Raw genomic sequence first — 13520 nt, forward strand, 5'->3', positions numbered from 1 at the left:
GGCTTGCCGGAGAACTTCTTGCGCAGCACCGGGTCCTGGGTGGCCACCCCCGTGGGGCAGGTGTTCAGGTGGCACTTGCGCATCATGATGCAGCCCTCCACCACCAGCGGCGCGGTGGCGAAGCCGAATTCGTCGGCGCCCAGCAGCGCACCGATGGCGACGTCGCGGCCGGTCTTCATCTGGCCGTCCGCCTGCACGCGGATGCGACCGCGCAGGCGGTTGAGCACCAGCGTCTGCTGGGTCTCGGCCAGGCCGATCTCCCAGGGCGAGCCGGCGTGCTTGATCGACGACCAGGGCGAAGCGCCGGTGCCGCCGTCATGTCCGGCGATCACCACGTGGTCGGCCTTGCACTTGGCGACGCCCGCGGCGATGGTCCCCACGCCGACCTCGGACACCAGCTTGACGCTGATGGAGGCGTGCGGCGCCACGTTCTTCAGGTCATGGATCAGCTGCGCCAGGTCCTCGATCGAATAGATGTCGTGGTGCGGCGGCGGCGAGATCAGGCCGACGCCGGGCACCGAGTAGCGCAGCTTGCCGATGTAGCGCGAGACCTTGCCGCCCGGCAACTGGCCGCCCTCGCCCGGCTTGGCGCCCTGGGCCATCTTGATCTGGATCTGGTCGGCCGAGGACAGGTACTCCGCGGTCACGCCGAAGCGCCCCGAAGCCACCTGCTTGATCCGCGAGCGCAGCGAATCGCCCTCGGCCAGCGGCAGGTCGATCTCGACCACGTCCTGGCCGATGATGCCGGCCAGCGTCTGGCCGGCCCGGATCGGGATGCCCTTGAGCTCCTGCCGGTAGCGCGCCGGGTCCTCGCCACCCTCGCCGGTGTTGCTCTTGCCGCCGATGCGGTTCATGGCGATCGCCAGCGTGGCGTGGGCCTCGGTGGAGATCGAGCCGAGCGACATCGCACCGGTGGCGAAGCGCTTGACGATCTCCTTCGCGGGCTCGACCTCCTCGACCGGGATGGCCTTCGAGGGATCGACCTTGAATTCGAACAGGCCGCGCAGCGTCATGTGGCGGCGGCTCTGGTCGTTGATCAACTGGGCGTATTCCTTGTAGGTGCTCCAGTTGTTGGCGCGCGACGCATGCTGCAGCTTGGCGATGGCGTCGGGCGTCCACATGTGCTCCTCGCCACGGGTGCGCCAGGCGTACTCGCCGCCGGCGTCCAGCATGGTGGTCAGGACGGGGTCGTTGCCGAACGCGGCCCGGTGCATGCGGATGGCTTCCTCGGCGATCTCGAACACGCCGATGCCGCCGACGCGGCTGGCGGTGCCGGTGAAGTACTTCTCGACCACGTCGTCGTTCAGCCCGATGGCCTCGAACAGCTGGGCGCCGCAGTAGCTCATGTACGTGCTCACGCCCATCTTGGACATGATCTTGGACAGGCCCTTGCCGATCGCCTTGACGTAGTTGTAGACCGCCTTGTCGGCGCTCAGCTCGCCCGGCAGGTCCTTGTGGATGGCCACCAGCGTTTCCATTGCCAGCCACGGGTGCACCGCCTCGGCGCCATAGCCGGCCAGCACGGCGAAGTGGTGCACCTCGCGCGCGGAGCCGGTTTCGACGACCAGGCCGGCGGTGGTGCGCAGTCCCTCGCGCACCAGGTGCTGGTGGATGCACGACAGGGCCAGCAGCACGGGGATGGCCACCTTGCCGGGGCCCACGCCGCGGTCGCTGATGATCAGGATGTTCTTGCCGCTTCGGATCGCATCCACCGCTTCCGCGTTGAGCGACGCGAGCTTGGCCTCGACGCCTTCCTTGCCCCAGGCCAGCGGATAGGTGATGTCCAGCGTGTAGCTGCGGAATTTGCCCTGGGTGCTGGCCTCGATGGCGCGCAGCTTGCCCATGTCCTCGTAGTCGAGGATGGGCTGGCCGACCTCCAGCCGCAGCGGCGGGTTCACCTGGTTGATGTCCAGCAGGTTCGGCTTGGGCCCGATGAAGGACACCAGCGACATCACGATCGCCTCCCGGATCGGGTCGATCGGCGGGTTGGTCACCTGGGCGAACAGCTGCTTGAAGTAGTTGTAGAGCGGCTTGTTGCGGTCGGACAGCACGGCCAGCGGGCTGTCGTTGCCCATGGAGCCTATGCCCTCCTCGCCGGCTACGGCCATGGGCGCCATCAGGAACTTGATGTCCTCCTGCGAGTAGCCGAAGGCCTGCTGTAGGTCCAGCAACTTGGCCGGATCGGACACCGGGATGTCCATCGCCCGCGGCGGGACGTCATCGAGCTTGATGCGCAGGTTCTCGATCCACTGCTTGTATGGCTTGCTGTTGGCGAGGTTGGCCTTGAGCTCCTCGTCGTCGATCAGCCGGCCCTGCTCCAGGTCGATCAGGAACATCTTGCCGGGCTGCAGGCGCCACTTGCGCACGATGCGGTTCTCCGGCACCGGCAGCACGCCGGTCTCGGAGGCCATGATCACCAGGTCGTCGTCGGTGACGCAGTAGCGCGACGGGCGCAGGCCGTTGCGGTCCAGCGTGGCGCCGATCTGTCGGCCGTCGGTGAACACGATGGAGGCCGGGCCGTCCCAGGGCTCCAGCATCGCGGCGTGGTATTCGTAGAACGCCTTGCGCCGCTCGTCCATGAGCGTGTGCTGCTCCCACGGCTCGGGGATCATCATCATCACGGCCTGGGCCAGCGGGTAACCCGCCATGGTGAGCAGTTCCAGGCAGTTGTCGAAGGTGGCGGTGTCGGACTGGCTGGGGAAGCTGATCGGGTACAGCTTCTTGAGGTCGGCGCCCAGCACCGGGGAGGACATCACGCCTTCGCGGGCCCGCATCCAGTTGTAGTTGCCCTTGACCGTGTTGATCTCGCCGTTGTGGGCGACGTAGCGGTACGGGTGGGCGAGCGGCCACTCGGGGAAGGTGTTGGTGGAGAAGCGCTGGTGCACCAGGGCCAGCGCCGAGATGCAGCGTTCGTCGGCCAGGTCGCGGTAATAGGTGCCCACCTGGCCGGCCAGCAGCAGGCCCTTGTAGACCACCGTCCGGCTCGACATCGAGGGGACGTAGTACTCCTTCGAGTGCTTGAGGCGCAGGCTCTGGATGGCGGCGCTGGCGGTCTTGCGGATCACGTACAGCTTGCGCTCCAGGGCGTCCTGCACGATCACGTCGTTGCCGCGGCCGATGAAGACCTGGCGCAGGATAGGCTCCTTGGCCTTGACCGCCGGCGACATCGGCATGTCGCGGTCGACCGGCACGTCGCGCCAGCCCAGCAGCACCTGCCCCTCGGCCTTGATGGCCCGCTCGAGCTCCTGCTCGCAGGCCAGCCGGGAGGCGTGTTCCTTGGGCAGGAAGATCATGCCGACGCCGTACTCGCCGGGCGGCGGCAATTCGACGCCCTGCCTGGCCATCTCCTCGCGGTAGAGCGCGTCCGGCAGCTGGATCAGGACGCCGGCCCCGTCGCCCATCAGTTTGTCGGCGCCCACTGCGCCGCGATGGTCCAGGTTCTCGAGGATCTTCAGGCCCTGCGTGATGATCGCGTGGCTCTTTTGGCCCTTGATGTGGGCCACGAAGCCGACGCCGCACGCATCGTGCTCATGGGCCGCCGAATACAGGCCGTGTTCTTGCAGATGGGAAATCTCGGCAGCCGTCGCCATGGCTCACCCTCCGGTTCGTCTCAGGGTTTGCCAGCATAGTGCAGCGCAGCACGACTGCCAAGAAAATTAAATGGGGTCAGATTCCAATTTCATGCCGCCACTTTCATCTGCATCTTTAATTGGGGACAGATCAATACCACGCACCTGCGCCTTGGGGCGGCCTTTGGAAAGAGGTGTCGGTCGCCGGCCGCTGCGCCGCCCCAGCTCGGCCAGGTACGAGGGATCGCCAAGGGCCCATCCCCTATGGGTCGAGTCCGAAAAGGCCTGCTGCACGTCGCGGTTGAGACCGTGGGCAATCAGGTCGGCGTAGGCCTGCTCCCTCGCGAACGGCGTATTGCCGAGCTCCCAGAAGAGCGGGTGCGGCGTGACGAGGCGGTCGGATCCCAGCCCCGCGTAGTGGCGGTGACTGGACCAGGGGTACTGGGCTGGCTCACCCACCATCCCGGCACGCACCGGATTGAGGTCGATGTAGACCATGCAGGCCAGCAGGTAGCGTTCGGCCTGGACCAGGGTCGAGCGGTAGCGGCCCTCCCACAAGGTGCCGCTGCGCCCGTAGCGGCCATTGAAGTAGCGCACGTAGCGGCGTCCGACGGCCTGCATCATCGCCGGCAAGCCCTTGTCGGTCTCCGGCGTGGCCAGCAGGTGGAAGTGGTTCCCCATCAGCACATAGCTGTGGATGGAGACCTTGAAGTCGCGCGCGTATTGCTGCAGCAGTTCGAGCAGGAAGCGGTAGTCGGCATCCTCCCCGAAGATCGGCTGGCGGTTGTTGCCGCGCTGGATAAGGTGGTGCGGGTAGCCGGGGACGGTCAGGCGTGGAAGTCGGGCCATGTCGGATGTGATTTGGGGTCTGACCCCAATTATCCGGATGCTGACGGCGGAGTGGGGGCTGGACCGACAGCCGACGAGGCACCGCGCACCAACAATGCAGGGTTCGCCGCCGGAGGTGCCCCATGCCGTTTGCTGTCTACATGATCGGGTTCCTGCTCTTCATGGCCATCGTGGTCTGGGCGGCGGTGGTGGTGGGCGTGCCGCAGCTCTACATCACCATCGCGGCCCTGGTGCTGCTGGTCGTCGGCGGCCTGGTCGGCCTGGCCCGGTCGCGATCGCGGCAGCGAAGGCCGCGAGGGCCCTATTAGGAGGCCGCTGCGGCCAGCGCCGGGAAGCGCACCGGCTCGAACGCTTCCAGGCCGAATTCCGCCAGCAACGCCCGCAGCCGCTGCGCCGCGCTGTGCTTTCTCTGCCCCGTGTAGCGGGCGAGGATCAGTTCGTTCTTGAGGCTGTGTTCCCAGCCGACCAGTTCGGTCACGGTCACCTGGTAGCCGCAAGCCTCCAGGTACAGGCAGCGCAGCACGTTGGTCAGTTGGCTGCCGATCTCGCGCGTGTGCAGCGGGTGCCGCCACAGCTCCGCCAGCGGCGTGCGGCTCAGCGACAAAGCCTTGTTGCGGCGCAGCTGCGCCGCCACCTCCGCCTGGCAGCACGGCACCAACGCCATCGCCCGCGCCTGCTTGCGCAAGCCGAAAGCGATGGCATCGTCGGTCGCGGTGTCGCAGGCATGCAGGGCGGTGACCAGGTCGATGCGTTCCGGCAGCCCTTCGTCGGTCGCGGCCGCGGCGGCGCTCGTGTTGAGGAACACCATGCGCTCGAAGCCCAGCCGGGCTGCGAGCTCGCGCGATCGCGTCACGAGCTCCGGCCGCGTTTCGATCCCGTACACGCGGCCCTTGCCCGAGGCCTTGAGCGACAGGTCGTACAGGATGAAGCCCAGGTAGGACTTGCCGGCCCCGTGGTCGGCGATGGTCGGCCCCTGCTCGGATTCGGGCAGCGCCTTCAGCAGCTCGTCGATGAAGCGGTGCAGGTGATGGACCTGCTTGAGCTTGCGGCGCGAATCCTGGTTGAGCTTGCCCTCGCGGGTGAGGATGTGCAGTTCCTTGAGCAGCTCCGTGGACTGCCCCGGCAGCAGGTCCGGCTCGCGGGCAGCCGTCGTCATGCCGACCCCGCCTGCAACGCCTGCCATCCCTCGGGGCCGAGCCGCTCCAGCGTGCGGACGTTGGCTTCGTAGATCGCCTCCGCCTGCGGGAACGCCGCCACGGCGCGGTCGATGCTGGCCTCGCGCAGCAGGTGCAGGGTCGGCCACGGGGAGCGATTGCTGCAGTTGGCGATGTCGTCCTCGCCGGCCCCGGCGAACACGAACTGCGGATGGAAGCTGGCCAGCTGCAGCGTCCCTTCCAGCCCCTTGCGCGCCAGCAGCCGCTCGCCGGCGCGCACCAGCTCGTTGAACAGCAGGAAGTCGTCGAAGCCTCGGGGCACCATGAGCAGGGTCGTGTCGCGCTCGCCGGCCGGCAGCGCCAGCAGCGCGTCGACCTGCGCTTCCAGGTCCGCCAGCACCGGCGCGAAGTCGTCGCCGTCGCTGAGCGCGTAGTGGACCTGCCCTTTCACGTGCACGGCCTTGGCGAAGGGACAGAGGTTCAGGCCGATCACGGCACGCTCCAGCCAGCGGCGCATGTCGGCGATCACCTGCGAAGGCGTGCGGTCTGCAGTCATGGGGGACGCGATTCTAGGGGTGTCCCCAAGTCCCTAGTGGCCGCGCACCTGCGGCAGGCGCGAGGTCCACGAGGCGAGCACCAGCCCCGCCAGCGCGCAGCCACCGGTGACCAGCCAGCTCCATTGCCAGCCGCCCGTGCGCGCGGCCACCCAGGCCACCAGGGGCGGGCCGAGGAACTGCCCCAGCGCCGACCATTGCTGCATCCAGCCGACGGTGGTCGACACGGTGCGCTCGCTCGGCGCCAACCGCACGGCCAGCGAGAACAGCGTGCCGGGAATCATCCCGCCGACCGTCGAGAACGCCAGCACCGCGAGGTAGCGCAGCAGGGCACCCGATTCCGGCGGGCCCAGCAGCGAGGAAAAGGCGACCACGCTCGCCAGGCCCATGGTGACGAAGCCGATCGACATCAGCGCGCGCGCCGTGAAGCCCTGTTGCAGCAGGCGCCCGGAAGCCAGGTTGCCGACCATGTTGACGGCCGCCGCGAGGGCCGTGGCCGCCGCCGCCGTGGCCGGCGCCAGTCCGGCTGCCAGGTAGATCGACGGCAGGAAGCCGATGACTGCCAGCCATTGCGAGGAATAGACCCCGAACGCCGCCGCCACCAGCCAGGGGCCGGGTGCCGCCAGGGTCTGCCCGATGCGGCCCAGCCAGTCGCGGGCGGGCGCCGGCGGCTGCACCGGGTCGGCGGGCAGCGCGCGCCCCAGCCAGGCGGCCATCACGAGCGACAGACCGCCCAGCAGCCACCACCACCCGGGCCAGCCGGTCCAGGCCATGAAGGCCGGCCCGCACAGCAGCGCAAGCGCGGTGGCGAACGGCATGTACGCGCCCCACACGCCCAGCATCCCGCTCATGCGCTGCGGTGGCACCAGGCGCCGGATCAAGCCCGGCGCCGGCATGGTGGCCAACAGGAAGCCGAAGCCCTCGACGGCACGCAGGACCAGCAAGGTGCCGGCACCGTCGGCCCAGCCCCCCAGCACGCTGGCCCCGCCGACGATCCACAGCCCCGTGACCATGGTCCGCTTCAAGCCCAGGCTGTCCGCCGCCAGTCCCGACAGCAGGCCCAGCGTCATGCCCGCGAACTGCACCAGCGACAACAGGAAGCCGGCCTCCACCAGCGTGATCGCCAGCGCGTCGCGCAGCACCGGGATGGCGGGTGGCAGCTTGCCGACGTGCACGGCGGCGGCGACGCCGCCCAGCACCACCAGCCAGGCGCGCCCGGCGGCCGCGCCGCTCACGGCAGCAGCCGGCGGCCAGTCAGCCGCTCGTGCTCGTGGGCCGCGAAGCGGTCGGTCATGCCGGCGATGTAGTCGGCGACGGCCCGCTCGCGATCGGGCCGCTCGTCGAAGCCCCCGCCCATCCGGGCCGGCTCGGCGACATACGCCTCGAACAGCTCGCGCACGACCTGCCGCGCGCCGTCCATGGTGGCCATCACCTGCGGATGGCGGTACAGGTTGTGCAGCAGGAACTGCTTGAGGGCGCCCGACTGCGCCTGCATGGCCGCGCTAAAGCGGACCAGCGGGGCGGCGCGGCGGGCCGCGTTCGCACTGTCAATGCCACCTGCGGCCAGCGCCTGCGCCGTCGCGTCGATGACGTCATAGACCTGGGCGCTCAGCATGCGGCGGATCGATTCATACAGCAGCCGGCGCCCGTGCAGGTGCGGATGCTCGGCCAGCGCCTCGCGGCGGAAGCGCTCGAACAGTTCCACCGTCTCGAGCTGCTCCAGCGCGAGCAGGCCGGAGCGCACGCCGTCGTCGATGTCGTGCGCGTTGTAGGCGATCTCGTCGGCCAGGTTGCACAGCTGCGCCTCCAGGCTGGGCTGTGTGCCGTCGAGGAAGCGCCGCCCCACCCCGCCCGGCTCGGCTGCCTCCAGCTTCTGTGCGTTGGCGCGCGAGCAGTGCTTGAGGATGCCCTCGCGCGTCTCGAAGCTGAGGTTGAGTCCGTCGTACTCGGGATAGCGCTCCTCCAGCCGGTCCACCACCCGCAGGCTCTGGAGGTTGTGCTCGAAGCCGCCGTATCCCCGCATGCATTCGTTCAGCGCATCCTGCCCCGCGTGGCCGAAGGGCGTATGGCCCAGGTCATGCGCCAGCGCGATCGCCTCCACCAGGTCCTCGTCCAGGCCGAGCGGCCGTGCGATCGATCGGCCCAGCTGCGCCACTTCCAGCGAGTGCGTCATGCGCGTGCGGAACAGGTCGCCTTCGTGGTTGAGGAAGACCTGCGTCTTGTAGACCAGCCGCCGGAAGGCGGTGGAATGGACGATCCGGTCGCGGTCGCGCTGGAACTCGGTGCGCGTGGGCGCCGGCGCCTCCGGGTGGCGCCGCCCGCGGGAGAGGTCCGGGTCGGAGGCGTAGGGAGCCGTCATGCGTGAAGAAGCAGCCGCGGCGCCATGCGCCGCATTCAGGCCGTGCAACGCTCTATCACCTCGCGCACCAGCGGCTCGGGCGCCGCGCGCATGCCGGCGCGCCCGGGTGACTCGATCACGACGAAGCGGATGTCGCCCGCTTCGGCCTTCTTGTCCAGCCGCATCAGTTCCAGGTAGCGATCCGCACCGAGCCGCGGTCCCTGCACCGGCAGTCCGGCCACGCGGACCAGCCGCGTGAAGCGGTCGACCAGGGCGTCATCGACCAGGCCCAAGGCACTTGACAACTGCATCGCCATCACCATCCCGCACCCCACGGCTTCGCCGTGCAGCCATTGGCCGTAGCCGAGGCCGGCCTCGATGGCGTGGCCGAAGGTGTGGCCGAAATTGAGGATGGCCCGCAGCCCCGATTCGCGCTCGTCGTGACCCACCACCGCCGCCTTGATCTCGCAGCTTCGCCGGACCGCATGGGCCAGTGCGGCCGCGTCGCGCCGGACCAGCGCCTCCAGGTTGCCTTCGATCCAGTCGAGGAAATCCATGTCCGCGATCGGCCCGTACTTGATCGCCTCGGCCAGCCCGGCGCTGAACTCGCGCGCCGGCAGGCTCGCCAGCGTGTCGAGGTCGCACACCACCTGCACCGGCTGGTAGAACGCGCCGATCATGTTCTTGCCGAGCGGGTGGTTGATCGCCGTCTTGCCGCCCACCGAGGAATCGACCTGGGCCAGCAGCGTGGTGGGGACCTGCACGAACGGCACGCCGCGCATGTAGCAGGCGGCAGCGAAGCCGGTCATGTCGCCGACCACGCCGCCACCGAGCGCGAACAGCACCGTCTTGCGGTCGCATCCGCGTGCGAGCAGCGCGTCGAAGATGGTGTTCAGCGTCGGCCAGTCCTTGTAGACCTCGCCGTCCGGCAGCTCCACCTGGTGGACCTGGCGGAAGCGCCCCTGCAGCGCGCCCGCGAGCCGCTCCAGGTACAGCGGCGCGACCGTCGTGTTGCTGACGATCATCGCCGCCGCGGCGGCGGGCACGCGCTGCCAGGTGGCGGCATTGCCCAGCAGGCCTTGGCCGATCAGGATGGGATAGCTGCGCTCGCCCAGCTCGATCGCTACTTCGTGCAGGACGGCCGGGTCGGATACGACGGAAGACATGGCCCCGGAAGTGTAAGGGGCCGCAAATGACTAGCCTGCCGGCAGGAGTCCCGCCAGTTCGAGCTGCATCACGATCATGTTCACCAGCGTGGGCACCGACGGCCGGCCGGTGTCGATGATGAAGTGCGCGGCCTGCCGGTACAGCGGGTCGCGCTCGGCATGCAGCTGGCGCAGCCGGTCCAGCGGATCGGCCACCTGCAGCAGCGGCCGCTGCGTGTCGCGGCGCAGCCGGCGCCACAGCTCCTCGGGGGTGGATCGCAGGTAGATCACGTGGCCGGCGCCACGCAGCGCCTGGCGGTTGGCCTCGCGCAGCACGGCACCGCCGCCGGTGGCCAGCACGCAGGGCTCGGCCTGCGCCAGTTCGGCCAGCACCTCCTGCTCGATGTCGCGGAAGCGCGCCTCGCCTTCCTTCGCGAAGAAGTCGCGGATCGTGCAGCCGATGCGCTGCTCGATCAGGTGGTCGGAATCGCGAAATGCGAGGCGCAGCCGGCGGGCCAGGTTGCGGCCGACGGTCGACTTGCCGCTGCCGGGCAGGCCGACCAGGACCAGGCTGCGCACGCCGGGCCTCGCGCCGCCCTCAGCGGACCGCCCCGCGGTCGGCGATCATCTTCGGCGTGATGAACACCAGCATCTCGCGCTTCTCGGAAGCGCGCTGCCGGTTCTTGAACAGGTTGCCGGCGACCGGGATGTCGCCCAGCACCGGGACCTTGGCCTCGGTCTCGGACTCGTTCATGTCGAAGATGCCGCCGATAACGACGGTGCCGCCGTTCTCCACCAGGACCTGGGTGCGGACATGCTTGGTATCGATGGCGATACCGGCCGCCGTGGTCTCGCCACGGCTGTCCTTGCTGATGTCCAGGTCCATGATGATGTTGCCCTCGGGCGTTATCTGGGGCGTGACCTCCAGTTTCAGCGTCGCGCGGCGGAATGCAACCGAGGTGGCGCCGCTGGAGGTGGCCTGCTGGTAGGGGAACTCCGTGCCCTGCTCGATCAGCGCCTTGGTCTGGTCGGCCGTGACGATGCGCGGGCTGGACACCAGCTTGAGCTTGTTGTCGGCTTCCATCGCCGAGATTTCCAGGTTCAGCAGCCGGGTCAGGTTGGACTCGAACAGCGACACCGCGAAATTGGCCGCCGGGAAGCCGCCGGCGCCCGAGGACGGCAGGCTGACGAAATCGCCCGCCGTGGTGCCGATGTTGCTGCCCAGCTGCGGTACGGTGCCGGGCGGGATGTCCGGAGCGATGTAGGTCGGCCCGAACATCACGTTGCGGCTGCCGTTGAACGTGAACGGCCGGCCACCCAGCCGAACCCCCAGCGACTTGCTGAAGGTATCGGCGGCCTCGACGATGCGCGCCTCGATCAGCACCTGGCGCACCGGGATGTCGAGCTTGGTGATCAGGTCCTGCACCTGCTGCAGGCGCGTAGGGATGTCGGTGACGAACAGCTGGTTGGTGCGCGGCTCGGCGATGACGCTGCCGCGCGGGCTCAGGATGCGGGCCGCGCCGCTGCCGCTGGTGATCTGCGCGGCGATGTCGGCCGACTTGGTGTAGTTGAGCTGGAACGACTGGGTGCGCACCGGCTCCAGGCTCTGGATGGCGGCCTGCGCCTCCAGCTCGAGCTTCTCCTTGGCGGCGATCTCGTCCTTGGGCGCGATCCACAGCACGTTGCCGGTCTTGCGCATGCCCAGGCCTTTGGCCTGCAGGATGATGTCGAGCGCCTGGTCCCAGGGCACGTCCTTCAGGCGCAGCGTGACGGCGCCGGACACCGAGTCGGAGGTCACGATGTTGAAGTTGGTGAAGTCGGCGATCACCTGCAGCAGCGAGCGGACCTCGATGCTCTGGAAATTGAGCGACAGCTTCTCGCCGGTGTAGCCGGGACCCTGGCTGAGCTTGGACGAGTCGATCTTCTGCTGCCGCACCTCGACCACGAACTGGTTGTCGCTCTGGTAGGCGCTGTGCTCCCACTGGCCCCGGGGCTCGATGACCATGCGCACGCGGTCGCCGGCCTGGGTGGTGGTGACGGTCTGCACCGGGGTGCCGAAGTCCGACACGTCCAGGCGGCGGCGCAGGCCCTCGGGCAGCGAGGACTTGAGGAATTCGACCACCAGCTGCTGGCCCTGCTGCTTGATGTCGACGCCCACCTGGTTGCTGGGCAGTTCGACCATCACGCGGCCGGCGGCGTCAGGCCCGCGGCGGAAGTCCAGGTCCTTGATCGGCTGGGTGTCGCGGTTGCGGCTCTCGGCGAAGGCCGTCTGGGCCGGCGTCGGTGCATTCGCGGCAACGGCGACCGGCTCCAGCGACACCAGCAGCGACTTGCCCTGCACCTGGGCCTTGTAGCCCGTGGGCGCCTTGAGGTTGAGCACCAAACGCGTGCGGTCGCCGGCGGTCACCACGTTGACCGAGCGCAGGTTGCCCTGGTTCAGCTCGATCGACGAGCGGCCCATGGCGTTGGTGGCACCCGGCACGTCGAGCGCGATGCGCGCCGGGGTCTGGATCGTGAAGCCGTTGGGCACGCCGGCCAGCGGCTGCGCGAAGTCGATGCGCACGACCTCCACGCCGCCCTGGACCGAGCTGGTGACGTTCTCGACCGCGTTCTGCGCACGGGCCGGCAGGCTCGCGCCCAGTGCCAGCAGGCACCCCACGCAGGCAAGGAGGAGGCGCCACGCGATGGATTGTTGTTGCTTCATTTCGACCTCTCTTGCAGTTGCAGCGTCGCGGTGCGCTCGATCCATTCGCCCGCGGCGTCCTGCACGATCTCGCGCAGCACGACCTCGCTTTCGCCGACCTTGACGATCTTTCCGTAGTTCTGGCCCAGGTACATGCCGGGGCTGACCTGGTACAGCAGGTTGTCCACCTTCACCAGCGCGACCGGGTTGCCCTGCTTGATCAGGCTGCCGACCATGGACATGGTGTCCAGCGGGTAGCTCTCCAGCGGTTGCTTGCGGCGCGCCAGCTCGGGCGCCAGCAGGCCGGTGCCGGAAGCGCTCTGTTCCGAGTCGCGCTTGAGCGCCTGCGTGAGCTTCTGGTTGCTGAAGGGATCGAAGGCGTTCTCCTGCGTATAGGACTGCGGGCTGAACTTCTTCGGTTCGGGGATGGGTTGCACCTTGGGCCGGGACTGCGCCCGCTGCTCGGCCATCCACTGGTGGATCTCGCCCTCGTCGGAGGAGCCGCAGGCGGCCAGCACCAGGGCGGCGGCCAGCGGCGCGGCGATGCGTAGCGCGCTCATTTCCTGCCTCCCTTGGGCGCGGCCTTGCGCTGCTTGTCGACCTCGTCCGAATCGAGGTAGCGGAAGGTCTTGGCCGTGGCTTCCATGACCAGGGTGCCGTCACGCACCGGGGTCACGGCGAGGTTGTTCAGCGTCACGATGCGCGAGAGGTGGGCGATGTCGGAGGCGAAGGCGCCGACGTCGTGGTAGCGGCCGGTCACGCGCAGCGCGATCGGCAGCTCGGCGTAGTACTCCTTGACGTTCACCTGGCCGGGGCGGAACAGCTCGAACGTGAGGCTGCGGCCCAGCCCGGCCTGGTTGATGTCGGACAGCAAAGCGTCCATCTCGGCCTTGCTCGGCAGCTGCTTCTCCAGCTGGGTCACGTACTGCTGGACCTGCTCGCGCTGCTGCTTCAGCGCCTGCAGGTTGATGGCCTGGGCCAGCTTCTTGCTGTAGTCGGCCTTGAGCGTGGTTTCCTTGGCCAGCTCGGCCTCCAGCTCGGCATCGACGTTGGACAGCCAGACGAACCACAGCGCCAGGACGATGACCACCATCAGCGCGAGGCAGGCCAGCAGCCGTGGCAGCGCCGGCCAGGTGGAGGGATCGTTGGGGTTGAGCCCGCGGAATTGCGCGGTGATCTTCTGCTGCAGCGCAGCCAGGTCGATCTTGGGTGCGGCGACGGTAGCCAT

12 protein-coding genes are annotated in these 13520 nt (G+C 68.7%); 1 reads left to right on the forward strand and 11 read right to left on the reverse strand.

The window, feature by feature from the left end:
• The coding region (locus tag VEC03_RS16925) for a glutamate synthase-related protein (protein WP_324917793.1) at window positions 1–3590 on the reverse strand (3590 nt) is incomplete at its 3' end.
• 66 nt (window positions 3591–3656) lie between these two features.
• Entirely contained in the window at window positions 3657–4418 is a 762-nt protein-coding gene (locus VEC03_RS16930) for a transposase (protein WP_324917796.1), read from the reverse strand.
• A gap of 122 nt (window positions 4419–4540) precedes the next feature.
• Here VEC03_RS16930 and VEC03_RS16935 point away from each other — a divergent pair, with 122 nt between their 5' ends.
• Complete coding sequence (locus VEC03_RS16935; protein ID WP_324917798.1) at window positions 4541–4726, forward strand: hypothetical protein; 186 nt, start codon at window positions 4541–4543, stop codon at window positions 4724–4726.
• Here VEC03_RS16935 and VEC03_RS16940 read toward each other — a convergent pair.
• The 9 genes from VEC03_RS16940 to VEC03_RS16980 are packed head-to-tail and all read right to left on the reverse strand — an operon-like array spanning window position 4723 to window position 13520.
• A complete protein-coding gene (locus VEC03_RS16940; protein WP_414708514.1) occupies window positions 4723–5601 on the reverse strand; it encodes a class I SAM-dependent methyltransferase in 879 nt (292 codons plus the stop codon). The two genes, VEC03_RS16935 and VEC03_RS16940, sit on opposite strands and share 4 nt — an antisense overlap.
• Window positions 5571–6128: a DUF1415 domain-containing protein gene (locus VEC03_RS16945; protein ID WP_324917804.1), complete on the reverse strand. Its 558-nt coding sequence runs from the start codon at window positions 6126–6128 to the stop codon at window positions 5571–5573. The genes VEC03_RS16940 and VEC03_RS16945 overlap by 31 nt, the downstream gene beginning before the upstream one ends.
• 33 nt (window positions 6129–6161) lie before the next feature.
• Window positions 6162–7361: a CynX/NimT family MFS transporter gene (locus VEC03_RS16950; protein ID WP_324917806.1), complete on the reverse strand. Its 1200-nt coding sequence runs from the start codon at window positions 7359–7361 to the stop codon at window positions 6162–6164.
• Window positions 7358–8485, reverse strand: a complete 1128-nt coding sequence (locus tag VEC03_RS16955; RefSeq protein WP_324917809.1) for a deoxyguanosinetriphosphate triphosphohydrolase — start codon at window positions 8483–8485, stop codon at window positions 7358–7360. The genes VEC03_RS16950 and VEC03_RS16955 overlap by 4 nt, the downstream gene beginning before the upstream one ends.
• 35 nt (window positions 8486–8520) lie before the next feature.
• The gene (gene aroB, locus VEC03_RS16960; RefSeq protein WP_324917812.1) at window positions 8521–9630 is read right to left on the reverse strand and encodes a 3-dehydroquinate synthase; all 1110 of its coding nucleotides are present in this window, start codon (window positions 9628–9630) and stop codon (window positions 8521–8523) included.
• Window positions 9631–9660: 30 nt separating this feature from the next.
• Window positions 9661–10188 carry a shikimate kinase gene (locus tag VEC03_RS16965; RefSeq protein WP_324917815.1) on the reverse strand — a complete coding sequence of 176 codons (528 nt, stop codon included), beginning with the start codon at window positions 10186–10188 and terminating at the stop codon, window positions 9661–9663.
• Between the two features lie 19 nt (window positions 10189–10207).
• Window positions 10208–12313 (reverse strand): type IV pilus secretin PilQ, encoded by a 2106-nt coding sequence (gene pilQ / locus VEC03_RS16970; protein ID WP_324917818.1) that lies wholly within the window; start codon window positions 12311–12313, stop codon window positions 10208–10210.
• The gene (locus VEC03_RS16975) at window positions 12310–12852 is read right to left on the reverse strand and encodes a pilus assembly protein PilP (RefSeq protein WP_324917821.1); all 543 of its coding nucleotides are present in this window, start codon (window positions 12850–12852) and stop codon (window positions 12310–12312) included. Before VEC03_RS16975 ends, pilQ begins: the two co-directional genes overlap by 4 nt.
• Complete coding sequence (locus VEC03_RS16980) at window positions 12849–13520, reverse strand: type 4a pilus biogenesis protein PilO (protein WP_324917824.1); 672 nt, start codon at window positions 13518–13520, stop codon at window positions 12849–12851. The genes VEC03_RS16975 and VEC03_RS16980 overlap by 4 nt, the downstream gene beginning before the upstream one ends.

The organism is Ramlibacter sp. (assembly GCF_035627355.1).
GTDB lineage: Bacteria > Pseudomonadota > Gammaproteobacteria > Burkholderiales > Burkholderiaceae_C > Ramlibacter.

Excerpts from the sequence above, each read along its gene's own strand:
- VEC03_RS16940 (WP_414708514.1), bottom strand. The coding sequence starts at position 5,601 with ATGGCAGGCGTTGCAGGCGGGGTCGGCATGACGACGGCTGCCCGCGAG.
- pilQ (WP_324917818.1), bottom strand. The coding sequence starts at position 12,313 with ATGAAGCAACAACAATCCATCGCGTGGCGCCTCCTCCTTGCCTGCGTG.
- VEC03_RS16955 (WP_324917809.1), bottom strand. The coding sequence starts at position 8,485 with ATGACGGCTCCCTACGCCTCCGACCCGGACCTCTCCCGCGGGCGGCGC.
- VEC03_RS16975 (WP_324917821.1), bottom strand. The coding sequence starts at position 12,852 with ATGAGCGCGCTACGCATCGCCGCGCCGCTGGCCGCCGCCCTGGTGCTG.
- VEC03_RS16980 (WP_324917824.1), bottom strand. The coding sequence starts at position 13,520 with ATGGCTACCGTCGCCGCACCCAAGATCGACCTGGCTGCGCTGCAGCAG.
- VEC03_RS16945 (WP_324917804.1), bottom strand. The coding sequence starts at position 6,128 with ATGACTGCAGACCGCACGCCTTCGCAGGTGATCGCCGACATGCGCCGC.
- aroB (WP_324917812.1), bottom strand. The coding sequence starts at position 9,630 with ATGTCTTCCGTCGTATCCGACCCGGCCGTCCTGCACGAAGTAGCGATC.
- VEC03_RS16935 (WP_324917798.1), top strand. The coding sequence starts at position 4,541 with ATGCCGTTTGCTGTCTACATGATCGGGTTCCTGCTCTTCATGGCCATC.
- VEC03_RS16930 (WP_324917796.1), bottom strand. The coding sequence starts at position 4,418 with ATGGCCCGACTTCCACGCCTGACCGTCCCCGGCTACCCGCACCACCTT.